Source organism: Xanthomonas axonopodis, from assembly GCF_001304695.1.
Lineage (GTDB): Bacteria > Pseudomonadota > Gammaproteobacteria > Xanthomonadales > Xanthomonadaceae > Xanthomonas > Xanthomonas axonopodis.
In genome coordinates, this window is sequence record NZ_JFAQ01000187.1 from 1 (window position 1) to 25955 (window position 25955).

Below are 25955 nucleotides of genomic sequence, written 5' to 3' on the forward strand. Positions count from 1 at the left end.
GTTGTGCGCGGGGAAGTGGACACTGGCTGATGGGACACGCGCGACCTGCGGGGCATTCGACAAGCGCCGCACTATCGCGCCATCGCCGTGCCGGGTGCGTGATCGCGCGGCCGGGCGGCTACAAATCCACGCCCGCTTCGATCAAGCAATTGCATGCCTACCGTCCCCGCCTGTCCGCAATGCGGACTGGACAACACCTACTGCGGCTTCGAATGGAGCGCGGGCGATGCCGCGGCAGACACGACGGTGGTGCGCGACAGCAACGGCAACGTGCTGCAGGCCGGCGACACGGTGACCGTGATCAAGGATCTCAAGGTCAAGGGCTCTTCGATTCCGCTCAAGCAGGGCACGGTGATCCGCAACAACCGCCTGGTCGAAGACGATGCCGAGCACATCGAAGGCAACTCGGAAAAGATCAAGGGACTGGTGTTGAAGACCTGTTTCCTGCGTAAGGCCTAAGCGCGGCGAACGAAACGATGGCTCTCATTGCCAGGCCTGCGCCGATGCGCGGCTGAGGGCCGCTTGCGCTAATCGTGCGGATACACCGCTGCAACCACGCAGCTCTGCCGCATGCGCGACAACATGCCGCCGCGCATGCTGCTGAGATCACCTTCAGCGCCGGCTAAGGTGCGTGCGCCGGCAATGCCGATTTCGTCGAGCACATCGACCTTGTCGCCCGGGTTGCCGCAGATCACGTTCAAGCCCATGCCGGAGACGAAGCGGATGGGTGATGCGCCGCTGAGTTCGCGGCAGTTGTCCATCAATTCGACGCGATAATGACGGTGCGTGCCGGGATGACGTGGCGACACTTCAACCACCAGGCCCTGGCCGTCTTCCGACCATGAGCGCAGCATGCTGGGATTGAAACAGTAGCTGGAGGCGCCGGCGAAATTGCAGGGGCGCGCCTCGCTCACGCTGACGCCCTCCAGGGTCGGCACACCATCGTGATCGCGTTGACGCGCAAGACTGGCGTAGTCGCGTGCGCTGGTTGGGGCGACCTGAGCGATTGGGCAGCGCTGCTGGCCGGTGCTCACATATCCGGTGCGCCGTTGCAGACCCAGCCGTGCGCAGCCAGCAGGCTGGCATCCGGCTGTGCGGCCAGTTGCGGGCAGTCCTGCGACAACTGCAGGCGAAACAGCCGTCCATCGCGTTCGGCAACCGCCAGGGTGCGCGCATCGGGCTGATGCAATTCGCTGATCTGGCGCGCGTCTACACAGTCGGCGCTGGGGACCGTTGGACGCTGTATCTGGGCCGATGCCGCAGCCAACCCGCAGCCAACGACGGTGCTACCGAACAGAACCGCGGCGAGCAGGCGCATCGCGCACATCCTTGGCAGTGAGGTTGCTACATCATCCGCCGGCGTTGGCACACTGACAATCGCGAGCGTGCTGCGGCGATACGGCATGTCTTGGTGTGGATTGTTGCGTCGCAGATCGGAAGTCACAAGATCTGCGATTGTCAGATGCACTGCGCGACCAGCAAAAAAAATGCGTGATGCAACGCGAAAAAAGGCGACATGCGAAATGCATTCCAAACAGCAAGTCGCAGCGAAGCCGTCAGCAGCGGCTCCACATCCACGCCACCAATGGCAACGCCGCTTCAACAACGCACTTACGGCGCTTCGGGCGCATCCGAATCCAGCACCTGCAACTTGCCGCCGGTGGTTTCCGGAAGGATGCGCTGGTCGGTCGCTACCAGCACCACGCCCGGCGTGAGCAACGGCAGCAGATGGGCCAGAAAGGCCGGCGGCACCTGCAGCCGTGCGATGGTGTCTGCATCCAGTGCCTTGCCTGCCCCAGCACTGCTGCCGGGAATGCCGATGCGCATCCAGTTGGGCATCCGTTGCCCGGGAAGTCCGGCCACCTCGCCGGGCAGGTAGCCCTGGCCGACGATAAAGGCCTGCGTGCCCAGCGGCGCGGCGCCGGGTTGTGCGCGCAAGGCGATCTTCGCACGTCCGATTTCCACGCCGTTGCGATACACCACCAGTTGCTGGTCGCTGCTGCTGAACAGCATCGAGATCGGGCCGGTTGGCGCCAGCTCCGGTTGCCACGCAAAGAGCTGGCCGTTGGGCAACGGCAGCAGTGCGCGCTCGGCGCCGGTGGTCGGGTCGATCGGGCTGAGCGCGCGCGGGTGCACCACGTCGTCTGCATCGATGCCGGCCCGCGCGACCACCACCACCATGCCCATATTGGAATTGTCGAACAGCAGGCGCGCAAATTCCGATGGCAGATGCACACAGCCATGCGATTCCGGATACCCGGGCACGCCACCGGCATGCAGTGCCACGCCGCCCCAGGTCAGCCGCTGCTGGTATGGCATCGGGGCGTCGTTGTAGATGCTGGAGCGATGGTCCTTGTCCTTCTGCAGGATGGTGAATACACCGGTGGGCGTCTCGTGTCCGGGCTTGCCGGAGCTGATCGTGGAGACGCCGATCAGAATGCCGTTGCGATAGGCGTAGGCGCGTTGTTCGGTGAGGCTGACGATCACGGCCATCGGCCCCCATCCCTTACTGATGCTGCCCCAGATCCATTCGCCCGGTTTGAGTTGTGCAGGCGGCGTGTCTGCGGGACTGGATTGCCGCGCGCCCCAGAACGGCTCGGCAACGGCCTGGCCACAGATCAGCAGCGTGCAGAACACGGCGAAGGTGAGCAGAGGCCGCATCGGGGTGCATCCAGCAACAGAAGTGGAACGATTCTAGCGGGGTAGGGCGTGCGCGTCATGTACTGGCCGGCGGTTATGGCATGTTATGCGAAGCAGCGGCCGGCTTGCTTGCAGCTGCCAATGCAGCACGTTGCGCTGCCCGTGCGCCAGCACGCTACCGGTGTGCGGACCAACTGCGTGCATTGAGTCAGTGCGCGTTGCCGCTGCCCCACAACCACCGCAGGGCGATCGCTGGGGGGCATTGCATAGCGTCATTTCGCAGGGTGCTGCGAGCGGCCGGTACGCAAGCCAAGTACCGCACGGCCGCCAACAGCGAACATGCATTGCACCTGTTTGCGGCGCAGCGACCGCGCTCAGGCGATTACTCCGGCAATGCGGGGTAGTCGGTGTAGCCCTTGGCGCCGCCGCCGTACATCGTTGCCTGGTCGATCTCGGCCAGCGGCGAGTTCTCGCGCAGGCGGCGCACCAGATCCGGGTTGGCGATGAACGGGCGACCGTACGCGATCGCATCGGCGTAGCCGCTACTGATGGCGTGTTCGGACATGCCGCGGTCGTAGCCGTTGTTGGCGATCCAGGCGCCTTCGAACTTGGCCCGCAGTGCGGCGTAGTCGAAGGCGATGTTGTCGCGCGGGCCACCAGTGGCGCCTTCGATCACGTGCACGAAGGCTAGCCCGCCGATCAGGTTCAGGCGCTCGACCGCACGTTCGAACAGCGGCTGCGGGTTGGAGTCGTGCGCGCCATACACCGGGGTGACCGGCGACAAGCGCACGCCGGTGCGGTCGGCGCCGATTTCATCGGCAATCGCCTGCACCACTTCGGCAAGCAGGCGGGTACGGTTTTCGATATCGCCACCGTAGGCGTCGGTGCGCTGGTTGGAGCTGTCGCGCAGGAACTGGTCGAGCAGGTAGCCGTTGGCCGCATGCACTTCCACGCCGTCGAAGCCGGCATCGAGCGCATTGCGCGCCGCGATGCGGTAGTCCTCGATCAAGCCGGGAATTTCGTCCAGTGCTAGCGCGCGCGGTTCGGACACGTCTTCGAACCCTTTCTTGGTGAAGGTCTTGCCTTCGGCTCGAATGGCGCTGGGCGCAACCGGCACTTCGCCCGGCGGCAGCACGCTCGTGTGCGAGACGCGGCCAACGTGCCACAGCTGCAACACGATCTTGCCGCCGCGGCGATGCACTTCGTCAGTGACCGCGCGCCAGCCCTTGATTTGTTCCTTGGTGTAAATGCCGGGCGTATCGAGGTAGCCCTGACCGAGCGGACTGATCTGGGTGCCTTCGGCCACGATCAGGCCGGCGGTGGCGCGCTGGCCGTAATACTCGGCGGCAAGAGGCGAGGGCACCTGGCCGGCGACGGCACGGTTGCGCGTCAGCGGTGCCATGATCACGCGGTTGGCAAGATCCAGCGCGCCCAGGCGCACCGGGGAGAACAAGGGGGATTGAGTGGATTTGGACATCAGCCACCAGTCGAAGTTGATCACGCGCCAGGCGCGACGCCGCGCCGATCGCGGTGCCCGGTAGCGATGGTGGCGGAATCAAGTAGATTCGAGCGACGCAGATAGGACACAGTATCCCCGTCGCGTTCAAAGCAGTGTAACTGTGACGGGTTGGGCGCTTGCGCTGAACCGACCCCTGGTGCCGTGCTTTCCTGCTCTGCTGCATTGCACAATAATAGACCGCCCCGCCATCTCTGGAGTCGGGCATGACCGATACCGATCTTTCGGCGCCACGCGTGTCCCGGCGCGACTACGTGCTGATCCTGCTTGCGCTGGCGATGGGCGGCTTTGCGATCGGCATCAGCGAATTCTCCACCATGGGCCTGATGACGCAGATTGCTCAGGGCTTGCAGATCAGCGAGCCGCAGGTCGGTCACGTCATCAGTGCCTATGCGTTGGGCGTGGTAGTTGGTGCGCCCTTGCTGGCGATCCTGGGCGCGCGCTGGCCGCGGCGCACCTTGTTGTTGCTGTTGATGGTGTTCTATGCGCTGGGCAACGTGGCCAGCGCATTGGCACCGAGCTACCACGCCATGCTGCTGTGCCGCTTTATCGCCGGGCTGCCGCATGGCGCCTACTTCGGCGTCGCGTCGCTGGTGGCCGCATCGATCAGCCCGCCCAATCAACGTGCCACTGCAGTGGGGCGCGTGTTGTTGGGTTTGAGCGTTGCGCTGCTGGTAGGCAACCCGCTGGCGACCTGGCTGGGGCAAATCGTGAGCTGGCGCTGGGCCTATGCGTCGGTGTCGGTGATTGCGCTGGGCACGGTGGCCGCCGTGGCGGTCCTGTTGCCGCCGCAGCCGGAGGAGCCGCGCCAGCAGCCGCTGCGCGAATTGCGCGCGTTCAATCAGCCGCAGGTGTGGCTGGCATTGGCGATCGGGGCGGTGGGTTTTTCCGGCATGTTCTGCGTCTTCAGTTACCTCGCGCCAACGTTGACTGCGGTGACCGGCGTGACCCCAGCGCGCATCCCCTTGGCGATGGTGGCATTCGGCGTGGGCGGGGTGCTGGGAAGCATCCTGGGCGGTTGGTTGTTCGACCGCATGCAGTTCCGTGCGGTGCCGGTGTTGCTGCTGTGGTCGATGGTGGTGATGTTGACGTTTCCGCTGGCAGCGCTATCGGACGTGTGGGTGTTCGTCTCCATCGTGGCGGTCGGCACCATGGGAGCGTTGGCGCCTGCCTTGCAGACGCGTTTGATGGACGTGGCGGCAGAAGCGCAGACCCTGGCCGCAGCCTCCAACCACGCAGCGTTCAATACGGCCAATGCATTGGGCCCCTGGTTGGGTGGCATGGCGATCACGGCAGGCTGGGGTTGGACCTCCACCGGTTACGTCGGTGCGGCCACCGCGCTCGGTGGGTTGCTGGTCTATGCAGCGGCGGTGTGGCAGGAGCGTCATCAGCAGCGCACGGCGTTGACGAGCTGCTGAGTTGCCGGTGTCGCCGTGGGGCGAGCGTCCGCGGCAATGTTCGCCACGCGGCAGCACTTGCACCGCGATGCGGCGATCCGCAGATGACCATGGCATCGCCACAGCCATCTCACGTGGTAACGGCGAGACTTCGCGCTCAGCCAAGCGGACCGAACAGTGCCATGAACGAGTTCACTCCACCGCCGTGGAAGCGCCCCAAACCCAAGGGCAAGGCGAAGTCGACGCCGTTGACCGACGCGCAAAAAGCAGCTGCCAAGCAGCGTGCCGAAGAAGCGGGGCGGCCGTATCCAAACCTGGTCGACAACATGTGGGCCAGTCGCCAGCCGCAGGGATCTTGACCCGCTGTTGGCATGGATGAATTGAAATTCATCGCCTGCACGACGGCGTGAGGATGATGCCCACATCGCTCACATATCGATTATGCAAGCCAGGCGAGGATGAGGCCGTACACAACGCCACGGCAATGCAATCACCCCATCGATTGACTCACCTCCCGCCGCATGCGCAGTCATGGCACCGCGCAGCGTCGGTCCATCCTAACAAGGAGCCACACACATGAGCATTCAGAGCAAAACCGAGCATAGCCTCAACGACCTCATCGCCATCTCGCGCGACGGCAAGGACTTCTACGAAGAAGCCGCGGCCACGGTGGGCGATGCGGAGCTGGCGACGCTGTTCCGTCGCATTGCCGGCGTCAAGACCGACATCGTCAGCAGCCTTAGCAGTGTGGTCACCGCCGCGGGCGGCACGCCGGAACGGCACGGCACCATGGTGGGCAGCATGCAGCAGTTCTACGGCAAGGTCCGTGCAACCCTGGGCGACACCAAGTACGGCTATGTCGCCGAGCTGGAAGAGTCCGAAGACCGCCTGTTGAAGGCTTTCGACGAGACCATCGCCGACCAGGACACTCCGGCCGCTGCACGTGAAGCCGCGCTGCGGCTGCTGCCGGAAGTGCGTGCTTGCCACGATGTCATGCGCAACCGCAAGCATGCGATGAAGAGCGCCGCGTAAGCGGCGCGCTGAACCGAAGTGCATCGTCACCGATCCGATACAGCTCCGGAGTAAAACGATAAAGGCGGAAACGGGCAGCGCACGCTGCCCGTTTCTTTTTACGTCGCCGCACCGAGCCGTGCATGGCTTAACGCCGTAATCGCTGTTCCACGTAGTGCAGCAAGGTTCCACATCGCGTCATGCATGCCGGCATATTCGGCACGCGCCGGGTCTGCTAGTATCCGCCGCCCTTCTTCAGGCAGGCCCGCGTTGCGCGGTCGTGGCATCCACCCATGAAGCAACAGTTCCTGTACCTGTCATTGGCCGAGGCGCAGTTGTCGCTCGGGCTTGGCGAAGAGAAAACCACCGAACGTCTGTTTTTCGCGGTGATGGCAGATGCATCCACTGCCGAGCATGCAGCAGGGATTGCCGACAGCCTGTTGCAAGGCGGGCACGCCGAAGGCAAGCCGCTTGCGCGCGAACGGCTGCATGTGACCCTGCATCATCTGGGCGATTACGCCGGTGGCCTGCCGCCATCGTTGGTGAGCCGCGCCAGCCAGGCCGCAACGCGCGTGCAGATGGACGCGTTCGAAGTGGAGTTCGATCGCTTCGGCACCTTCGGTGGCAGGCGTTCGCAACTTCCCTGCGTGTTGCGTGGCGAAGAGCAGGTGCGTGGGCTTTACGAGTTGCAAGGCGCATTGGGAAGGCAGCTGGCGCATGTCGGTATTGCCGGCGACGCGCAATACACGCCGCACATGACGCTGCTGTACTGCAATCAGGCGGTGCCGCAGCGGCGCTGCAATGCGCTTGCCTGGACCGTGCGCGACTTTGCGCTGGTGCGCAGCTTTCTGGGCCAGTCGCGTTACCAGATCGAAGGCCGCTGGTCGCTGCGCTGATGTGCATGGCCGGGCGCACGCGGTAGCCTGCGTGCATGGACATCGCCACGCCATTGCCACTGCACGCCGACCACCTGGCCGCGCTCGAACAGGCCTATGCCACGCCGCCGCGCGCTTACCACCACTTCGGCCACGTCCGCGCGGTGCTCCAGCACTACGCCGAGGTCGCAGCCGGGCCGGGCTGGCGGCAACCGTCAGAGGTCTGGCTGGCGGTGCTGTTCCATGATGCGGTGTATCAGCCCGGACGCAGCGACAACGAGGCGCAATCGGCACGGATGGCGGCCGAATCCATCCCGCGCTGGTGGCCGCAGGCGCAGGTGGATGTCGAGCGGGTGCAGGCGCTGATCCTGCTCACGGCCCGGCATGGGCAATTGCAGCCGCAGGACGTGGATGAAGACGCCGCGCTGTTCCTGGACTGCGACATGGCGATCCTGGCCGCACCCTCAGCGGTGTTCGATGCCTACGATCGGGCCATCGCCGAGGAGTATCGCGGGCACGTGCCAAGCGTGCTGTTCCGGATCCATCGCCGCCGGTTCCTGGCGGGTGTGCTCAAGCAGCCGCGCATCTTCCTCAGCGACTACTTCCATACCCATCACGACACTGCGGCGCGCGCCAATCTGCGCCGGCGGCTGGGGCGCTGAGCGGACATGCCCCAGCAAGGCTGCATGCCCGGCTGCGTCCGATGCGCACGCTACAATGCCCGCATGCACGATAGCGCTGCTTCCAGCCCCGACCCACGCCCGATCGCCCCGCAGCCGCCTGCGCTCAACGCATGTTGCGAGAGCGGCTGCCCGCTGTGCGTGCACGATCTGTATGCCGAGGAGCTGGCGCGTTACCGCCAGGCCCTGGCCGCATGGGAGGCGCGCCAGCCGGTGCTCACCCGCCCCGAAGCCCAATGAGCGATGTCCCGCGCTTCGCGCTGCAGTCCGGAACGATTATCTTTGAACCACTTTTCCCGATGGTGCGACATGCGACGACTTGAAATGTGGAGCGCGCTCTGCGGCGCGGCGATGTTGACGCTATCGGGCATGGCCGCCGCGCAGGCGCCGGAACCGGTCAGCCATGGCCGGTTCGAGCAGGTGCCGGTGCTGATGCCCAAGGGCGAGCCGCAACGGGTGGTGATCTGGCTGGCCGGTGCGGGCAGTGCCGCCAAGCGCCAGGCCCAAGCGGAAAGCCTGCGCGCCGACGGTGCGATGGTGGCGGTGGTGGATACCGCGCACCTGTACGCGGTGCTGCGCAAGGCCGGCGGCACCTGCACGTTCTCGGTTGGCGACGTGGAAAACTTCTCGCGCTACATGCAGGCCTTCTACCACATTCCCACCTACCGCCTGCCTCTGCTGGTGGGCGATGGCGAGGGCGCGGCGCTGGCCTATGCGATCGCTGCGCAATCCAAGTCGCATGTGCTGGCCGGCGTGCTGACCGACGGGCTGTGCCCAGCCACCGTGTCCAACCAGGCGATCTGCCAACCGGGCGTCAGCCCGGGCACCAATACGCTGTTGCCGGTGCCGCTGCATATTCCGTGGGTGCTGGCAGCCAGCCAGGACAAACGCTGCCCCGCGGCTACCGAGGAGGGTTTCCTCAAGCAGGTGTCGCAGGCGCGAACCTTCCGGCGCTCTGCGAAGGGCGACATCCTGCCTGGCCTGCGCGCCGCGGTGCGCTCGTTGGGCGAGCAGAAGGGCGTGGCATTGCCGCCGCCGCCGGGCGGTCTGGCGGATCTGCCGGTGGTTGAGCTGCCGGCCAAGCCCGATGGCGACAGCGACGACGACACGTTCGTGATCTTCGTTTCCGGCGATGGCGGCTGGGCCGGCCTGGACGAAGAGGTGGCCGATGCACTGGCGGCGCAAGGCATTCCGGTGGTCGGCCTGGATTCGCTGCGTTATTTCTGGACCGAGCGCACGCCGCAAGGCTTCGCCGACGACCTGGATCGCATTGCCCGCATCTATGCGCAGCGCTGGGATCGCCAGCGCGTGGTATTGATCGGGTTTTCGCAGGGCGCCGACGTGCTGCCGGCTGCCATCAACAAGCTGCCGGCGGCGACCAAGCAGAACCTGCGCATGACGGCGCTATTGTCGGTCGGCAAGCTGGCCGATTACGAATTCCACGTCAGCAACTGGCTGGGCTCGGATGACGAGGGCCTGCCGATCGCGCCGGAAATACAGCGTCTGCCAGCCGGCACGACGGTGTGCATCTACGGCCAGGACGACGACGATGCGCTCTGCCCGGACCTGCCCGCAAGCGTGGCCAAGCGGGTCGCACTGCCGGGCGATCACCATTTCAAGGGCGACTATGCAACCCTGGCCAAGACGATCATGGACCAGTTGCACGCGCTGTCGAAGCCGTAAGGCCGGACATCGTCTGACCCGAGCGCGGCGAGCTGGTCTTGATCTTGGGCGGCTGCGTCGTACTGCGTCCGGTCAGAACACGCTGTAAATCCATCCGTGCCAGTTCAGTGGCGGCGTTCATGCCGCCATACGGTCCCGCCCCCGACGCGGCACCGCGCTTGCACGATTTGCGGCCGCTGCTCGGCGAGCCAGGATTTCGGAACGGAAGTGCCCCTGCGCTCGTCAGTCCGCCCTGGTGGGCGCTCGCAAACGCCGCCAGACCTGCACGTCTGGTGCCAGAGTTCTCGCGCGGCCTTACTCCTGCCGTCCAGGATCGGCCGAGATCAGGCGGGTGACATCCAGCAAGGCGGCCGGCAGATGCATGCCGCCGGGAGCGACCAGGTAGCGTGGGCGCCAGGTCGGGGCGAACTTCGACTTGAAACGGCGCAGGCCGCTGAATCCATAAAAGCGCTCGCCGTGCCGCGCGACCAGGCTCGCGAAGCGGTTCCAGCGCCCGGCCAGGCGATGTTCGGCCAAGCCCGACAACGGCGCCATGCCCAGCGAGAACCGGGTGTAGCCGTTGGCCTGGCCCCACAGGAACAGCTCGATGAACAGGAAGTCCATGGTGCCCTTCGGTGCCTGCGCGCTGTGCCGCATCAGGTCCACCGAAAGTTCGCCGCCGGCCGGTGCGCACCACACGTTGGCGAATGCCACGATCTGGCCTTCGGCCTCGGCCACCGCCACCGGGAAGCGACGCAGGTAATCCGCATCGAAGCTACCCAGCGAGAAGCCTTTTTCTTCGCCGGATTTTTCTTCCAGCCACTGGTCCGACACCTCGGCCAGACGCGGCAATACCTCCTCCACCTGTTCGGGCTGCAGCATGCGGAAGCTCAGGCCGCCGCGCTTGCCGCGGTTCCAGGCCTGGCGCAGGTCGGCGCGGTCGCGGCCTTCCAGGGTGAACCCTTCCAGCGGCACGATCGCCTCTTCGCCCAGCTTGACCAAGGTCAGCCCCATGTCCAGATAGGTCTGCCAGTACCGTTCGCCGACCTGGTAGAACACCGGACGCAGGCCCATGTGGTCGGCCTCTTCGCGGAAGCGCCAGATCAGCGCGCACGCCACCTCTGGCGGGCCCACCGGGTCGCCCATGGAAATCAGCGAGCCGCCATAGCGCTGCATCATCACAAAGCCACGGTGCTGCTCATCCAACAAAAACGCCTTGTCGCCGGTCAGCGCCAGGCAGGCCTGAGTATCGGCGCTGGTGGCCAGGATCGGGGCCAGCGTCTGCAGCGTCTGCGCATCGGCCGCCGGCATCGGCCTGCGCCCACCACGCAGCAGGCGCGCCATGCCGAACACGATCACGCCCACGCACAGGATCAGCGCGGCGCGCAATGCACGCGGCGCATTGGCCGAGGTGGCGAACTGCCACCACAGATCGTTGCTGTATTCGACATGGCTGTAGACGAAGAACAGCAGCCAGAACGTGGCCACCAGCACCAGGCCCAGGTTGCTCAGCCAGCGCCACGACCAGGCTTCGTCCAGCAGCGCGCCCTGGCGATAGAACTCGCGCCGCGCCGCCCACAGCGCAACTGCTGCCAGCGCCGCCGACAACGACACCGAGATATGGCTGCCGCGCAGCAGCGCCAATGGCGGCAGCAGCAAGCACACGCCCAGCGCGAGCACCCAGGCCGCATGGCTGCGGCGCTGCAGGCCCTGGCCGATCAGCAGCAGCATCATGCCGCCCAGACTGACCAGCAGATGCGAGGTTTCGATCAGCGGCAGCGGCGCCACTTCCTGGCGCGCGCGGGGTGTCGGCAGGGTGCCGTCGATCACCAGCGCGGCACCCACGGCAAACACCGCCAGCGCCAGAATCTGCGGCAGCCAAGGGCGCAAGGCCTTCCACACGATACGCGCGGTGCTGGCGCCGACGCGTACCGGCGCGCGTAGCCCGGAGGCGGCCGCCATGGCCACCGAAATGAGCAGCGGCACGATGTAATACGTGACCCGGTAGGCCAGCGCCGCCGCCAGGACCGCAGCGGGGGGCACGTGCGGCAGCAGTTTGAGCAGGCTCCACTCGAACACGCCCAGGCCGGCCGGCACGGTGGAGATCAGCCCGGCCACCACGGCCACCAGCCAGATGCCGATGAAGCCGAAGTAGCCGGTACCGGGGTCTGGCGGCAGCAGCACATAGAACGCGGCCGCGGCCAGGCCCAGCTCCAACACGCTCAGTGCGGTGACGCCCAGCACCGTGGTGCGGTCCGGTAACCAGAACCGGTGGCTGCGGATGCCGAACTCGCGCCCCTGTTTGCCGACCAGCGCCAGCATGGCGCCGTAGCCGACCAGCAGGACGATGCCGGCGATGCGGATGGCCTGCGCGGTGATCGGCAATGCGTGTGCGGCCGCTTCCGGTTCCAGCAGCAATGCCAGACCCAGCAGCACCCAGGCCCCGAAGATGAAACCAAGCGTGCTCATCAGCACTACCTGGCCGATCTCGGCCAGGGTCAGGCCCACGCTGCCATAGCCGCGAAGTCGCACGGCACCGCCGGTGAGTGCGGCAAAGCCCAATGTCTGCCCGACCGCATGCGCCATGAAGGCGGTGATGCCCACGCGTGCCAGATGCAGCTGCTTGCCGGTGCGCTTGAGCCCCACCCAGTCGAAGCCCACCAGGCACCCATAGCTGCTCAAGCCGAGCAGCAGCGTCAGTGCGATATGCCCCGCACCCAGCGCACGGAACGCATGCCGGATCTGGCGGTAGCCGTGGTCGGTGAACTGCGACGACAGCGCATGCAGGGCCATCGCCAGGATCGCCAGGCTGATGATGACCGGCAGGGCGCGACGCCAACCGCTGGCAGAGGTTTCGGAAGAAGCGGGGGTATCCGTCATGAGGGCAACGGGATCTGCTGAAAGGGAAGGAGGGTGCATGCACGAGGTGTGCCGCGCGCGCATTCGCAGTGCATGGGCCGGTCGGGTCGAAGATACATGCAGCGTGATCGCGACGGTGCCGACATCCAGTGAACGCGTAGTTCGATCCTACCGACATAGTGCCTGTGCGGGCCGGCCGCGCGCATCATAGGTCAAAGCCTCACACCCGTGCCGCACGGACACCACAGGACCGCCATGACAGTTGGAAGGCAGACAGGCTGCTGATGCGCAATCTACCCGATTCCCCAACATTTGCGCCCCATGCGCGCGCTATGCCGCCGCGCTGGAGCGGCTCCACTGGCCGCATCGCCGCCGCCGCGGGCATGGTCTTCATCGCGCTGGTGCTGGTGCTGCAATGGCTGCGCCGCGATCTATGGTGGGTGGATGCGCAACTGAGCGCCTATCTGCATGGCCCATATGGCTTGTTGCTGCGCACCGCCTACTGCCAGCTGGCCGCCAGCATGGCGTGGCTGGCGCTGGGTCTCCATGCGGCGTTGGCGCCGGCCGCGCGCAGCCGTACCGTGCTGGGTTTGTTCTGGATGGCCGCAGTGGGCCTATGCATGGTCTCGATCGGCGACAGCTGGATGCCCGAGCTGGCGCCGGAGGCGGTCGCGATGGTGCATGTGCTGTCGGCGGACACGACGTTTCTGTGCGTGATTGCCGCGGTGTTGCTGCAGTCGTGGTACTTCCGACGCGATGTGTGGTGGCGTGCATACTTTCCTTCGGCCTTCCTGCTGGGCTGGGCAGCGTTTGCGGTGTTGCTGTTCCATGTCACCGTGACCAGCGCGCCCTTGGGCATCAGCCAGAAGATCGCCATCGTGCTGATCGTGGTCTGGATGGTGCGCGCGGGCACCGTGTTGGCGCGTTACGAGCGCGAAGGGGCTGCACGCCTTCCGCATTCGCGGGACAATGCAGGCGTCAATCAACCGTAGGAAGTCTGAAATGCTGCAGCGATTCGATGCGGGTCCGCGTATGTCAGAAATGACCGTCCATGCCGGCGTGTGTTACCTGGCCGGCCAGATTGCCGAGGACACCAGCCAGGACATCACCGGGCAGACCCGCCAGGTGCTGGGCGAGATCGACAAGCTGCTGGCGCTGGCGGCCAGCGACAAGACCAAGATCCTGCGTGCGGAAATCTTCCTCGCCGACATCGCCGATTTCGATGGCATGAACAAGGCCTGGGACCAGTGGGTGCCGCACGGCTTCACGCCTGCCCGCGCCACCGTTGAAGCCAAGTTGGCGCGGCCGGAGTGGAAGGTGGAAATCGTGGTGACCGCTGCGGCGGGCTGATCGCGCCACTGGGTGCAACACTCCAGACGCGGTGCGCACGATGGCGCGCACAGCTTCACTGCGACCCGCTGACTGCTGCGCGGTTGTCGCAGTGCACCCACGCACGCGCGTCGCAGGGATGGTCGGCAGTCAAGTTCGCAACGAGTGTCGCCGGTGCACTCAACGTTTGACGAAGCGGTAATGCGCCACGCCCCATTCGCGGCCATGGTCGTAGCCGAACAATTCCGCACAGGCCAGCCAGAACATCCGCCAGCGCTGCCACCAACGCTGCGCGTCGTCGCCGTAGGTCTGTTTCAACAGCGGCATGATCTGGTCGCGGTGGCGGTCCTGGTTTTCCAGCCAGGCATTGGCGGTCTTTTCGTAATGCTCGCCCGACAGCACCCAGCGTTGTTCGATCACCACGTCCTGCTGGAAATGCAGCAAAGTATCGGCCGCCGGCATCAGCCCGCCGGTGAAGAAATGCCGGCCCATCCAGTTGTCTTCGCCGGCCACTTCGAACGGGTAGGCCAGATCGCGGTGGCAGAAAATGTGCACGAACAACTTGCCGCCCGGTGCCAGCCAGCTGCCGACGCGCGCGAGCAGCTCGCGGTAGTTGCGCATGTGCTCGAACATCTCCACCGAGACCACTCGGTCGAAGTCGCCTTGTGGCAGGGTCAGCGCGTTGACGTCGGCGGTGATCACCTGCACGTTGCCCAGCCCGCGCACGCGGCACTGCTCAAGGATATGCGCGCGCTGCGGGCGCGAGTTGGAGACTACCGTGATGCTGGCATTCGGATAGCGCTCGGCCATCCACAGCGTCAACGAGCCCCAGCCGCAACCCAGCTCCAGGATGCGCTGGCCATCGGCCAGTTCAGCGCGTTCGCCATACAGCGCCAGCATGCGTTCTTCGGCCGCATCCAGATTCGGCGTGCTCGCGTCCCAATAGCAGCTGCTGTATTTCAGTCGCTTGCCCAGGCACAGGGTGAAGAACTGCGGCGGCAATTCGTAATGCTGGCGATTGGCCGCGTCGGTTTCGATCGCGATCGCGCTGGCCCGCAGGCTGTCGATGAAGGCGCGCTGGCGCTCGCCGTTGGCATCGGCATCGTTGCCGCGCTCATCGCGCAGGCGCTGCGCGCACAGGCGACGGATGCCATGGCGCAACATGGCATCGGGCAGCACACCGGATTCGGCGAGCCGCGTGGCGAAGGCTTCTTCGGGCTGCGCGGAGGGCGGGACGATAACGGTAGACATGCAACTCTCCAGGCAAGTCAGGACGAAGGGGGAAGCGGAAAGAACGCGCTGGTGCTGCGCTGGTAGTGGGCATAGTCCTCGCCACGCGAGCGCAGCGCCTGCTGTTCGGTGTAAGGAATGCCGGTGAAGCGATACAGAAACACGAACATCACCACCGGCCCGAGCGCACACAGCGCCACCGGCCACGGGCCGGCACCGACGGCCAGCGCCAGATACGCGAACCAGTGGACGAACTCGAAAAAGTAATTGGGATGGCGCGAATAACGCCACAGTCCGGCGCGACATGTCTTGCCGCGATTGGCCGGGTTGGCCTTGTGCGCCGACAACTGCCGGTCCGCCAATGCCTCGCCACCGACCGCGATCAACCACACCACAATCGCGATGGTGGTCCACAGGCTCCAGTCAGAATTCGGGTTGCTTGCCGCGGCCAGAAACGGCACGGCAAATAGCACCACCACCACGGCCTGGGCCAGGAAAAAGCCGAGGAATTTGCTCTGGCTTCCATTCCAGTGCTCGCGCAACGCACGGTAGCGGCCATCTTCGTGCGGGTCGCCGAACACGCGAACGCCCAGATGCAGCGCCAGACGCGCGCCCCACACGCCGCCAAGCACCGCCACCAGCACGCGCGGCAGCACCGCGCCATCGGCGATCCACGCGCAATACGGCGCAGCTACCCCCAGGCAGCCCGCCCACAACACATCGACCGGGCCGGCGTTGCCGCTGCGACGCTGCCACAGCCAGCCGATCACCATCACCACGCTTGCGAACGCGCCCACATGCAGCAGCGGCCAGGCATTCATTGCAGTTCTCCAGTAGGGTCATCAGGCAATGGTCGCGCCAGCCGGCGTGCATACAGCGACAACACGCCGCAGGCCACGCCCCAGCCGATGCCCACGGCAAGCACCGAATGCAGGAAGGGCGCTTGAAATTCCACCGCGTGCCAGCTGCGTTGCGCCAGCCAATACGAAAACGGCCCAAAGATGGCGCCCAACACCACCGCCAGCCACGGCCGCTGCATCGCCGTGGCCAGCGAATGGTTGAGGGTAAGCGCAAAGCCCAGCCACAACGCCAGGATCCACGGCGGCGCTAGCAGGCTGCCCGGCCACGGCGCGGCGTAGCGCATCCAATTGCCCGCTGCGAGCGTGGTGTCCAGCAGCAGTCCCAGCGACAAGGCTGCGATCATCAACTGCACGTCGCCGGGCGCGCGCCGCGATGGACACAGCTGGTACAGCGCAAATACGCCCAGCGTCAGCAGGGTCGGCAAGATGCGCGCATGCGCAGCGGAAGTGACCGCTATCACCCACAGCACCTGCAGGCCGAGGTAGTTGCCGAGCTGCTTCATGCGTCGACGGCAAGGCCCGGCACGAACTGCGGCGGGCGTGCACCGGGCTTGCTCAGCCACAAATGCACATCGCCGATCGAGCGTTCCAGAAAACCGGCCTCGCAGTAGGCCAGGTAGAACTCCCACATGCGGATGAAGCGCTCGTCGTAGCCCAGCGCACGCACCTGCGGCAACTGCGCCATGAAACGCTGCCGCCACGCGCGCAAGGTCAGCGCATAGCTCGGGCCGATGTCTTCCAGATTGAACAGGCGCAGATCGCTGGCGCGCGCGATCGCGCCTGTCATCGCCGCGACCGAAGGGATGAAGCTGCCCGGGAAGATATGCCGTTTGATGAAGTCCACCGAGTGCAGCGCCTGTTTGTAGCGATGGTCTTCGATGGTGATGGCCTGGATCAGCGCCTCGCCATCGTCTGCCAGCAGGCTGCCGACCTTGGCGAAGTACGTGTCCAGATACTGGTGGCCTATGGCCTCGATCATCTCGATCGAGACCACGCGGTCGAAGCGGCCTTCCAGGTCGCGGTAGTCGCGCAACAGCACCGTCACCCGATCGCTCAGGCCCGCCGCGGCGATGCGTTGCGTGGCCAGCTCGAACTGCTCGCGCGAAATGGTGGTGGTGGTGACGCGGCAGCCGTGTTCGCGTGCGGCATGCAGCGCAAAACCGCCCCAGCCAGTGCCGATCTCCACCACATGATGCTGTGGACCCAAGCGCAATTTCTGGCAGATGCGTTCGAGCTTGCGGGTCGCCGCGCGCTCCAGTGCCGCTTCGCACTGCGCCTCTTCGCTATCGACAAAGATGGCCGACGAGTACATCAGGTGTTCATCCAGGAACAGCTTGAACAGCGGGTTGCCCAGGTCGTAATGCGCGGCGATGTTGCGCCGGCTGCCGCTGCGGGTATTGCGCGCAAACGCATGCAGGCTGCGCATGGCCCAACCGCCCAGGCGCGCGGTGCCGGTCTCCATCGCATCCAGCCGCTCGCGGTTGCGCAGCAGCAGCCGCATCAACGCCACCAGGTCGTCGCACTGCCACTGCCCATCCATGTACGACTCGCTCGCACCGACGCTGCCGTTGAGCGCCGCCTGCCGATAAAAGCCGGGGTCGATCACGCGCAACTGCATCTGCAAGGCCTGCGCGCCAGTGGCCGTGCCAAGCGTGGTGACAGTGCCGGCTTCATGCAGCTGCAGTTGCCCGTCGCGCAACTCGCCAAGTGTGGCCAGCAGGCGCTTGCGCAGCAGACGGTCCGTCCAGGAGGCCGCGCGCGGCGCAGCATGATCGGGCAGGGACGTGGCGTTCATCGGGGTTCTCGCACAGGCGGGTGAGGGTGGTCGTGGACAGGATTGCCGCGCAGCCACAGGCGCAAGGCCTGCCAGTGAATGGCGATCACCACCCAGACCGTCATCAACGGATAGGCCAGCAACGTGCGCGCCAGGTTGCGCGCGGTGAGCGGTCGACGTTGCAGCACCAGGGTGGCGTCGAAGCGGCGCGTGCCGCTGTTGTCGATGGCACCGCCGGCATCGTCGCCGACGGCGTCCAGTACATCCATGTGCACGCGCAATTGCGCATCCGGCACGCTGAAGCGCCAGTCGTAGCGGTGCTGCATACCCATGAACGGCGAAACGTGGAAGCGCTTGTCGAAGCGCCACGCATGCACATCGCGATGCGTGCGCGCCTGCGCGACCGGTAGCACATAGGTGTGGCGCTGCTGCCAGGGGGTGTTGGTGATTTCGGCCACGATCCAGCGCAGGCTGTCGTGGCGATCGAAGCAATAGTAGAAGCTGACCGGGTTGAACACGTGGCCGAAGTAACGCAGGTGCGTCAGCAGCCGGATCGCGCCCTCGGGGCGCTCGCCGGTGTGCGTGTACACGCAGTCGCGCACCGCCTGCTCCAGCGGAATGCTTGCATCGCCCAGATAGTCGCTGCGCCGGAATTGCGCCAGATTGGCGCGCCCCACCGACCACAACCAACGCCGTGCGAACACCTGGTCCAGCTCGGACAGATCCAGATACATCAGAAACAGGCGATAGCGAAAGTGCAGCGCCTTGGGCATGAAGCGCCGGTGCCGCACCCAGCCAGTATAGATCGCGCTGCGCAACGGCCCCGCCACGCGAACGTCACCGCTGCCCTCGGCAGGGGCCAACGGCACCGCGTCGTGGTGGGCGTCGCGCAGCAGTTGCATCACCAGTGGACTCCCAGGCCATGCGCGACGTCCACGCCGCTGCGCAGGCCGTCTTCGTGGAAACCGAAGCCCCACGCGGCGCCGGCAAACCAGGTGTGCTGCACGCCCTGGATGTCGGCTTTGCGCGCTTGTGCCGCCACTGCCGCCGTGTTCTGTACCGGGTGGCGATAGCGCATGCGCCGCAGCACCTTGCCGGGGTCGATCTCGTGATTGCGATTGAGGCTGACGATGAACGGCTGCGGTGACGCGATCGACTGCAGTGCGTTCATCCAGTAGCTCACCGTGCAGGCGGCATCCGGATCAGCCGGCACGTGCGCGTTCCATGCGGCCCAGGCGCGCCGGTCGCGCGGCAGCACGCTGGCATCGGTGTGCAGCACGGTATCGTTGTCCTGGTAGGTGATGCCGCCCAGGATGTGTCGTTCGGCCGGCGTGGCGTCGCTGAGCAGACCCAGCGCATCGTCGGCATGGCAGGCCAGCACCACGTGGTCGAAATGTTCCTCGCAACGCGAGGCTTTCAGTACCACGCCATTGGGCGTGCGGCGGATTGCCTGTACCGGCGTGGACAGGCGCTCGATCACCTGCCAGCGCCGCCGCAGTGCACGCACATAGCTGTTGGACCCGCCGTGCACCACCTGCCACTGCGGGCGCCCGCTCAATTGCAGCATGTGGTGATTGGCCATGAAGCCGATCAACTGACCCATGGGAAATTCGAGAATGGTCTGCGAGGGCGAGGACCACAGCGCGGAGGCCATCGGCACCAGGTGCTGGTCGCGGAATGCATCCGAATAGCCATGCCGCTGCAGATACGCGCCCAGCGTGCTGAAACGCTCGTCGCTGTGCAGCACCGCCGGTGCCTGTCGATAGAAGCGGCGCAGGTCGGCCAGCATGCCCCAGAAGCGCGGGCTGAGCAGGTTGCGGCGCTGGCAGAACAATCCGCCCAGGCTGCCGGCGTTGTATTCGAGCCCGCTGCGTGCATCGTGGACCGAAAAGCTCATCGTGGTCGGCTGCGCGCCCACGTCCAGCTCGGCGAACATGCGCGTGAGCAGCGGGTAATGCTGCGGATTGAACACGATGAAGCCGCTGTCCACCGCGTAACGCTGACCTTCCAGGTCGATGTCGTGCGTATGCGTATGCCCGCCGAGATAATCGGCGGCCTCGAACAAGGTCACCTCGTAGCGCCGCGACAACAGCCACGCTGCACCGAGGCCGGCGATTCCGCTGCCGACCACGGCAATTCGGCCCTCGCTCATCGGCTCACCCGTTCGGCGCGCTGGGTGAGCATTTTCGGCATCGGCTTGAGGTCCCACACCAGCCCCACCCACGACATCGCGGTGAGTCCGTACCAGGTCACGTCGTATTCCCACCATCGCAACCCCTGGCGCGCCGAGCCGGGGAAGAAATGGTGATTGTTGTGCCAGCCTTCGCCGAAGGTGAGCAACGCCAGCAGCCAGTTGTTGCGGCTGTCGTCGCGGGTGTCGAAGCGCCGGCTGCCGAAACGATGCGCCAGCGAGTTGATGGTGAAGGTGGCATGGAACAACGCCACGGTGGAAATCACAAAGCCCCACACCAGCAACTGCGCGCCGCTGGTCTTCAGCGCGGGCGCAGCCACTGACAGCCAGTCGCCGAGCAGGTACAGGCCCAGTGCCAGCAGCACCGGCATCACGATGTCGAAGCGGTCCAGAAAGCGCAGTTCGGCAAAGCGGCGCAGGTCGGGAATCGCTTCCCAGTCGGTGCGGAAATTGCGCGGGGTCAGGAACCAACCGGTATGGCTCCACCAGAAGCCGTGCTGCGCCGGCGAATGCGGATCGCGGCCGGTGTCGGTGTGCCGATGGTGGTTGCGATGATGCGCCGCCCACCACAACGGCCCGCGCTGCACGCAGGTGGCCCCGATGGCGGCGAACACGAATTGCAACACCCGCGAGGTCTTGAACGCGCGGTGCGAGAAGTAGCGGTGATAAAACCCAGTGAGCGCGAACATGCGCAGCGCGTACAAGGCCACCGCCATGCCAACCGCGAACCAGGACGCACCGACCCACAACACCGCCAGGCAGGTCAGATGCAAGGCGATGAAGGGCACCGCGCGTAGCCAGTCGATGCGATCGGCACGTGCTTCGTCCAGGGGCTCGTCGGTTTGCGAATCCACCCAGCGGCGCAGGCTGCCGACCCGTGCGGCCAGGCCGCCGCGTGGCGGTGCGGTGCCGGGCTAGGGCGCTGCGGCGTGAGGGTCCAGGCCAGTGCTCGGCACGCGTGATTCTCCATAGGTAGTCGTGACCCAGTACGGACACTTCCGGCGAACAGATGCACCATGCCGCTTGATCGTCGCATGCATGGGTGGGTTTCGCTTGGCGTTGCGAATGAATCGCGCAGCTGCGCACACATTGCCCGCGCCAGCGAATGCCGGCGCGGATGAGGCTGTTTTGGAGAGCCTCGCCTGCGAAGTGCCCGCAGGCGAGGTCAGGCGCGCTGGATCAGGGAGCCATCGCCAGCGTACTGATACCGCCCTTGGCCACCACGGTACCGGTGGCAACGCCACCGGGTGCGCCACCCGGCGGCTCCAGGGTGACGGCCAGAATGGCCTCGTTGCTCAACATGGGCATCAACTGATCGGGAATCTGCGCACGGCGTGCACGTTGATCGTCGAAGGTACCCATCGAATGTGCCTTGCCATCGGGGGTGATCAGCCACAGCTCCGGCACCTTGTCGGCGGTGGCGGTGCGGTCCAGCGGCGTCACCGTGATGGTGTGCTTGTCGGCATCCATCAAGGCCACATAACCAGGGCGACCGTCTTCGGTCGCCAGGGTCGAGGTCATGGCGATCCCGGTCGCGGCAGGTGGATTGGTCGCAGGCGGGGTCCCCGGGGTCTGCACCACCTCGCCGGTGGGCGGTGGCTGCACCGGTGTCGGCGGCGCACGCACGTTGAGCAGGGCGAGCACGCAGACCGCCGCAGTGGCCAGGCCGCCGACGCTGGCCCAGCGCCAGAACCGCACGCTGTTCCACAACGGTGCCGCAGGCGCTGTCGCGCTGACCGGCGCTGCAGACGGCACAGCGCGCAAGGGCGTATCGAAGCCCAGCGCCTGGCGCACGCGTACCCACACCTGATCCGGTGGCGTCTGCGCGACGATTTCTTCCAATAGTGGCGCCAGCAGTTCCTGCCACTGCAGCACTGCCTGGGCGAACTGGCTGTCGGTGGCAATGCGTTGTTCGGCCGCCAGGCGTTCTTCTGCGCTCAGCAGGCCGAGCACGTATTCGCCGGCAAGCACGTCGCGCGGCGGTTCCTGGTCGATGAGAAAGGGCGTACTCATCGTTCCAGACATGCCTTGAGTTTGGCCAGACCCCGACGGATCCAGCTCTTGACCGTGCCGATCGGCGTATCGGTGCGCGCGGCAAGTTCTTCGTAGGTGATGCCTTCGAAGAACGCTGTGCGAATCAACTCGCTGCGTGGCGGTTCCAGTTCTGCCAGGCAGTGATCGATGCGCCGGCGCGTGCTGGCGCGCTCGGTGCGATCCAGCGGCGAGGCATCGCTGGAGCGCAGTTCGCCGGCATCGTCCAGCGCCACGTTGCGGCGCTGCGGCGCGTTGGCGCGCAGGTGATCGATCGCCTTGTTGCGCGCGATCATCGCCAGCCACGTGAGCCCGCGTGCGCGGCTCGGATCGAACTGCCCGGCCTTGTGCCAGATCAGCATGAACACGTCCTGCAGCACCTCTTCGGCTTCGGCACGTTGCGGGATCATCCGCAGGCACACGCCGAACAGCTTGGCGGAGGTCTGCCGATACAGCGCTTCGAAAGCATGCCGGTCGCCGCCCGCCGTTGCGGTCAGCAGGCGTCCGGTCTCATCGTCGTCGTGGCCAGGAATGGCACTCATGCGGTCGGGCGTTGGGTTAGGTGGGGGCGATGCTACCGGACTGGGCCGAGCGTGTCTTTCACTTACGCTGGAACCACAGCAGCACCGCGGCGAGCAGCAACAGGATCTCCACCCCGGCAAGCGCGACAGTAGGTGCGGAGACCGGCCACAAGCGCGAGAGCGAGACGCTGCGGAACAGCACGATGGGGACATAGAACGCCAGAGCGACCACCAGGCCGGTGCGGGCTTGGTCGATCCACGCGAAGTAGCCGAACAGGAACGCCATGCCCAGCTGCAGCCCGCCGTAGATGACCAGATACTCCGATTGCCCGGCCGGGGAGAGCTGGGTATAGCCCACGGCCGTTGCGGTCTTGGCCGGAGAGAGCGTGCACCACACCGCCAGGACGACGTAGAGCACTGCATTGATCCAGAGATAGGCTTTTGCCACGACGTTGCTCCTCTACTGGGAATAGGTACCCGGGCCGTTGTACGCGGGCGCGCGTGGTCGGACGTGAAGATGGCGCGGGCGTGGTTCACGAGGCGCTGCACGATGTGGCCAGCGGCTGCTCGCGCGCTTGCCGTAATTCGTCGGCACTGGCCGCGCGCGCCGGGGTGTCCGGAAAGACGATGCGCACGTGCGGATAGCGGCCGTCCGCATCGCGCAGATTGCCGACCCCGCGGAACTCGAGCAGCCGCTTGTCGGCGATCGAATAACGCACCTCCAGCGATGGCACTGCCGCGCCGTACCAGGCATCCAGGCTGATGCGGAAACGCCGCTGGCCGGCGGCATCGCCCAGGCGTTCGACCCGGAAGCCCAATTGCCGCTGCAGGCTGGGCAGCACGAAGTCCACCTTTTGCGGCGCGCGTGCAATGGCGTCCCACTGGTCGCGCAGATAGGCGTCGAACCCGGCGTCGATCACCCGCGCGCCGACGCCGGGCGGCAGCGTGGTGCGGCGTTCGGGTTTGCCCGGGGCGCGCTGATACATTTCGCGGACGCCATCGCGTTGGCGCACGCCTTCGCGATATCCGTCGCGTCCATCGATCAGGCTGAAATCGGGCGAGCTGCCGCCGCCGTCGACCTGCTTGCGCGCGAACGCTCGCCCGTCCGGGCAGCGGTACAGCACCAGCCGCCCGCCATCGTCGAGCAACCAGTGCGACTCGCGATACCGCAATGCGCCGCTGTCGCCATCGAAGGCATCACCATCCACTCGCGTCACCGCGGCTGCGCCGAGCGGCAGGCTGCCCAGCACCAGCAGCAACAACCACGGAATCGGACGGCAACGGACGGTGAGCGCGGCGAGGGTGGCGGCAAGTGGACGCATCGGCAGATCCTCGATGGGAGTGCCTACCAATACGGGCGCGGCCGCAGCACGGATGCGCCGGCTGCGTCAGGACGTTCCTGACGGTGGGGTGGTGGGGCGCCTAGCGCAGTTGGCCAGGGGTGGTTGGTGGCGGTGATGGCGGTACGGCGTTGTGCCGTCACGCGTGGTCCTGCCGCAACGGCGAGCGATAGCGCCAACAAGCGTGGTGGCACATGCCAAGGCGGGCGCACATGGCGCAACGCCTCGAACGGTGTGGACGCATGCACGCAGCGCGATCAGGTTGGCCTACGCGGGCTGCGGTGGCTCGCGAGTCGGTTCGCAGCGTGGCGCATCGGCATGTCGGTGGCACATGTTTTCGTGCGCATGCGAGCGGCGCGCAACCAACGCGGTTGTTACCCGGGGATTCTGAAGAATGCCGACCCGCTCGCGGCGGTGTCGATGTCCTTGGTGCCGCCTTCCAATCTGGACGCGGCAGAGCACTGATCGATCGGTGCCTCGCCTGCAAGTCGCGCGAGCTCGAATTCCCTTTTGCAGCAGGTGGTCATGGGCGAATGCGCGTCACTCCATGACCACGCAGGCATCGGCTGAGCGCAGCATCGCGCCGAGTGCCGCTCAGCCGGTTGGATGCAACGCGATGCAATCCACCGGGCAGGCCGGCAGACACAGTTCGCAACCCGTGCACAATGGTGCGATCACCGTGTGCATGTGCTTGGCACCGCCGACGATGGCATCCACGGGGCAGGCCTGGATGCACTTGGTGCAGCCGATGCAGTCGGCTTCCACAATCCAGGCCACCTGCGGCAGTTTGTGTGCGCCGCGACTGCGATCGTAGGGACGTGCAGGCACGCCCAGCACCTGCGCCAATGCGCGCGCCCCGGCATCGCCGCCGGGCGGGCAGTGATCGATCGACGCCTGGCCATCTGCCATCGCCTGCGCATACGGACGACAGCCGTCATACCCGCATTGCCCGCATTGGGTCTGCGGCAGCAGGCGGTCGAGGCGTTCGACCAGATCGGTTGCAGGGGCGGGCATTGCGGCCATCTCAGTGCAGCAAGTTACCGCGATACCAGCGTTGTTGCGCAAGCGCGAGCATCGGTTTGTCTTCGCGGCTGTCGCCATAGGCGTGCACGCAGTCGTACCGATCCACGTCGTATTGACTGCGGATCCGCGCGACCTTGTGTGGCCCGCAATCGCCCTCAGCATAGCGCTCGCTCAGCACGCCTGCAGCGTATTCGAGCCGATTGCAGATCAGCGACAACCCATGCCGGGTGCACCACGGTTGCGGATACAGATCCAGCGACCCCGACACCAGCGCCACTTCATGTCCCTGCGCCTGATGCCAGTCGATCCGTTGCATCATCTCCCCGCGCAGCATGCCCGGCAGCGCAGTGCGCGCGTACTCGGCGCCATGCGCGGCCATCTCGTCCAGCGAGCGGCCGCTGAAGACCAGTCGCGTCACCTGCGCGCGCAGTGCCGCTGCAGACACCACGCCCATCCGGAATCCCAGCACCCATGGCCCCACCTGTCATCTCGCCGCGACCACCTGCGCCGGCGTTGCCACCTTGCGCAGGAAACGCCCATAGCTGTCGCAGGTCGTGATGGTGTGGTCGAAGTCGAACAGGGCCAGGTGCATGGGGCGGGGATTCGGGATTCGGAATTGGGGGAGCGAAAGTTGGGGGCGGGAGGTGGACGTTGTGCTTTTTGGGTCGATGCGTTTTCCCGTCTCTCTCCGAAACATTGTCCTCCTTCCAGGGGAGAACGTGCCCCGAAGGGGCGGATGAAGGGATGTGCGAAGCCTCGTGTAATGGGAACGGCAGCAGTGGCGTCGTCTCGTCCCTTACCAAACCCCTTTCCTACAGGGAGGAGGCTTGAGAGAGCCCGCTTGTAAGCCTGCCGGATACTTCGCGTCTTCAGCAGGTTCTCTCAGCCGCCCTCAAGCCTAACGTTGGCGTCTGGGAGAGGCAGGATGCGGCGATTTAAAACGCGCAACAGCAGAGCGTGCAGACCTAACAGACCCAGCTTTTACGAATCCCAACTCCCCAATCCCCAATCCCCAA

Annotated in this window: 27 protein-coding genes and 1 pseudogene; 10 read left to right on the plus strand and 18 right to left on the minus strand. The window is 65.8% G+C overall.

Going from position 1 to position 25955, the window contains the following annotated elements:
• Window positions 1-153: 153 nt before the first annotated feature.
• The gene (locus XAXN_RS16095) at window positions 154-459 is read left to right on the plus strand and encodes an alkylphosphonate utilization protein (protein WP_054320298.1); all 306 of its coding nucleotides are present in this window, start codon (window positions 154-156) and stop codon (window positions 457-459) included.
• Window positions 460-527: 68 nt separating this feature from the next.
• Here the strand turns inward: XAXN_RS16095 and XAXN_RS16100 are convergent, their stop codons facing one another.
• From XAXN_RS16100 to XAXN_RS16115, 4 genes are all read right to left on the minus strand, one after another.
• Window positions 528-764: a hypothetical protein gene (locus XAXN_RS16100; protein WP_054320322.1), complete on the minus strand. Its 237-nt coding sequence runs from the start codon at window positions 762-764 to the stop codon at window positions 528-530.
• A 266-nt stretch (window positions 765-1030) separates the two neighbouring features.
• Complete coding sequence (locus XAXN_RS16105) at window positions 1031-1318, minus strand: hypothetical protein (protein ID WP_134980425.1); 288 nt, start codon at window positions 1316-1318, stop codon at window positions 1031-1033.
• A gap of 293 nt (window positions 1319-1611) precedes the next feature.
• Window positions 1612-2661 carry a L,D-transpeptidase gene (locus tag XAXN_RS16110; RefSeq protein ID WP_054320300.1) on the minus strand — a complete coding sequence of 350 codons (1050 nt, stop codon included), beginning with the start codon at window positions 2659-2661 and terminating at the stop codon, window positions 1612-1614.
• 361 nt (window positions 2662-3022) lie between these two features.
• Complete coding sequence (locus tag XAXN_RS16115) at window positions 3023-4141, minus strand: alkene reductase (protein WP_054320301.1); 1119 nt, start codon at window positions 4139-4141, stop codon at window positions 3023-3025.
• 221 nt (window positions 4142-4362) lie between these two features.
• On the opposite strand from XAXN_RS16115, the gene XAXN_RS16120 reads away from it, so the two are divergent.
• The 7 genes from XAXN_RS16120 to XAXN_RS16150 all read left to right on the plus strand — a co-directional run bounded on the left by XAXN_RS16120 (window position 4363) and on the right by XAXN_RS16150 (window position 9802).
• A complete protein-coding gene (locus XAXN_RS16120) occupies window positions 4363-5574 on the plus strand; it encodes an MFS transporter (RefSeq protein ID WP_054320302.1) in 1212 nt (403 codons plus the stop codon).
• A 161-nt stretch (window positions 5575-5735) separates the two neighbouring features.
• Complete coding sequence (locus XAXN_RS16125; protein WP_054320303.1) at window positions 5736-5912, plus strand: hypothetical protein; 177 nt, start codon at window positions 5736-5738, stop codon at window positions 5910-5912.
• Between the two features lie 217 nt (window positions 5913-6129).
• Window positions 6130-6585: a PA2169 family four-helix-bundle protein gene (locus XAXN_RS16130; RefSeq protein WP_054320304.1), complete on the plus strand. Its 456-nt coding sequence runs from the start codon at window positions 6130-6132 to the stop codon at window positions 6583-6585.
• Between the two features lie 272 nt (window positions 6586-6857).
• On the plus strand, window positions 6858-7460 hold the full coding sequence (locus tag XAXN_RS16135; protein WP_054320305.1) for a 2'-5' RNA ligase family protein: 603 nt from the start codon (window positions 6858-6860) through the stop codon (window positions 7458-7460).
• A gap of 35 nt (window positions 7461-7495) precedes the next feature.
• A complete protein-coding gene (locus XAXN_RS16140; RefSeq protein ID WP_054320306.1) occupies window positions 7496-8101 on the plus strand; it encodes an HD domain-containing protein in 606 nt (201 codons plus the stop codon).
• A 63-nt stretch (window positions 8102-8164) separates the two neighbouring features.
• The gene (locus XAXN_RS16145) at window positions 8165-8359 is read left to right on the plus strand and encodes an oxidoreductase-like domain-containing protein (RefSeq protein WP_054320307.1); all 195 of its coding nucleotides are present in this window, start codon (window positions 8165-8167) and stop codon (window positions 8357-8359) included.
• Window positions 8360-8428: 69 nt separating this feature from the next.
• Window positions 8429-9802 carry a virulence factor gene (locus tag XAXN_RS16150; RefSeq protein ID WP_054320308.1) on the plus strand — a complete coding sequence of 458 codons (1374 nt, stop codon included), beginning with the start codon at window positions 8429-8431 and terminating at the stop codon, window positions 9800-9802.
• Between the two features lie 294 nt (window positions 9803-10096).
• Here the strand turns inward: XAXN_RS16150 and mprF are convergent, their stop codons facing one another.
• Window positions 10097-12661: a bifunctional lysylphosphatidylglycerol flippase/synthetase MprF gene (mprF, locus tag XAXN_RS16155; RefSeq protein ID WP_054320309.1), complete on the minus strand. Its 2565-nt coding sequence runs from the start codon at window positions 12659-12661 to the stop codon at window positions 10097-10099.
• 263 nt (window positions 12662-12924) lie between these two features.
• Between mprF and XAXN_RS16160 the strand changes: the two genes are divergently transcribed.
• Entirely contained in the window at window positions 12925-13632 is a 708-nt protein-coding gene (locus XAXN_RS16160) for a DUF998 domain-containing protein (RefSeq protein ID WP_054320310.1), read from the plus strand.
• 10 nt (window positions 13633-13642) lie between these two features.
• A complete protein-coding gene (locus tag XAXN_RS16165; RefSeq protein ID WP_054320311.1) occupies window positions 13643-13990 on the plus strand; it encodes a RidA family protein in 348 nt (115 codons plus the stop codon).
• A 159-nt stretch (window positions 13991-14149) separates the two neighbouring features.
• Here XAXN_RS16165 and XAXN_RS16170 read toward each other — a convergent pair whose 3' ends face one another.
• From XAXN_RS16170 to XAXN_RS16235, 13 genes and pseudogenes are all read right to left on the minus strand, one after another.
• Window positions 14150-15220 carry an SAM-dependent methyltransferase gene (locus XAXN_RS16170; protein ID WP_054320312.1) on the minus strand — a complete coding sequence of 357 codons (1071 nt, stop codon included), beginning with the start codon at window positions 15218-15220 and terminating at the stop codon, window positions 14150-14152.
• Between the two features lie 17 nt (window positions 15221-15237).
• Entirely contained in the window at window positions 15238-16020 is a 783-nt protein-coding gene (locus XAXN_RS16175; RefSeq protein WP_054320313.1) for a DUF1295 domain-containing protein, read from the minus strand.
• A complete protein-coding gene (locus XAXN_RS16180) occupies window positions 16017-16562 on the minus strand; it encodes a DUF2878 domain-containing protein (protein ID WP_054320314.1) in 546 nt (181 codons plus the stop codon). Before XAXN_RS16180 ends, XAXN_RS16175 begins: the two co-directional genes overlap by 4 nt.
• Window positions 16559-17854, minus strand: coding sequence for an SAM-dependent methyltransferase (locus XAXN_RS16185; RefSeq protein WP_054320315.1), 1296 nt, complete (start codon window positions 17852-17854; stop codon window positions 16559-16561). Before XAXN_RS16185 ends, XAXN_RS16180 begins: the two co-directional genes overlap by 4 nt.
• A complete protein-coding gene (locus tag XAXN_RS16190; RefSeq protein WP_054320323.1) occupies window positions 17851-18735 on the minus strand; it encodes a DUF1365 domain-containing protein in 885 nt (294 codons plus the stop codon). The genes XAXN_RS16185 and XAXN_RS16190 overlap by 4 nt, the downstream gene beginning before the upstream one ends.
• The gene (locus XAXN_RS16195; RefSeq protein WP_054320316.1) at window positions 18735-19985 is read right to left on the minus strand and encodes an NAD(P)/FAD-dependent oxidoreductase; all 1251 of its coding nucleotides are present in this window, start codon (window positions 19983-19985) and stop codon (window positions 18735-18737) included. The genes XAXN_RS16190 and XAXN_RS16195 overlap by 1 nt, the downstream gene beginning before the upstream one ends.
• Window positions 19982-20911, minus strand: a complete 930-nt coding sequence (locus XAXN_RS16200) for an acyl-CoA desaturase (RefSeq protein WP_054320317.1) — start codon at window positions 20909-20911, stop codon at window positions 19982-19984. The genes XAXN_RS16195 and XAXN_RS16200 overlap by 4 nt, the downstream gene beginning before the upstream one ends.
• A 292-nt stretch (window positions 20912-21203) precedes the next feature.
• Complete coding sequence (locus XAXN_RS16205) at window positions 21204-22037, minus strand: anti-sigma factor (protein WP_054320318.1); 834 nt, start codon at window positions 22035-22037, stop codon at window positions 21204-21206.
• Window positions 22034-22597 carry a sigma-70 family RNA polymerase sigma factor gene (locus tag XAXN_RS16210; RefSeq protein ID WP_054320319.1) on the minus strand — a complete coding sequence of 188 codons (564 nt, stop codon included), beginning with the start codon at window positions 22595-22597 and terminating at the stop codon, window positions 22034-22036. Before XAXN_RS16210 ends, XAXN_RS16205 begins: the two co-directional genes overlap by 4 nt.
• A gap of 58 nt (window positions 22598-22655) precedes the next feature.
• Window positions 22656-23024 carry a hypothetical protein gene (locus XAXN_RS16215; protein ID WP_008578245.1) on the minus strand — a complete coding sequence of 123 codons (369 nt, stop codon included), beginning with the start codon at window positions 23022-23024 and terminating at the stop codon, window positions 22656-22658.
• An 85-nt stretch (window positions 23025-23109) separates the two neighbouring features.
• Window positions 23110-23898 (minus strand): hypothetical protein, encoded by a 789-nt coding sequence (locus tag XAXN_RS16220; protein ID WP_054320324.1) that lies wholly within the window; start codon window positions 23896-23898, stop codon window positions 23110-23112.
• A 612-nt stretch (window positions 23899-24510) separates the two neighbouring features.
• The gene (gene rnfB / locus XAXN_RS16230; protein WP_054320321.1) at window positions 24511-24939 is read right to left on the minus strand and encodes an Rnf electron transport complex subunit RnfB; all 429 of its coding nucleotides are present in this window, start codon (window positions 24937-24939) and stop codon (window positions 24511-24513) included.
• A 1-nt stretch (window position 24940) separates the two neighbouring features.
• Window positions 24941-25531: pseudogene (locus XAXN_RS16235) on the minus strand (HAD family hydrolase).
• Between the last annotated feature and the right edge of the window lie 424 nt (window positions 25532-25955).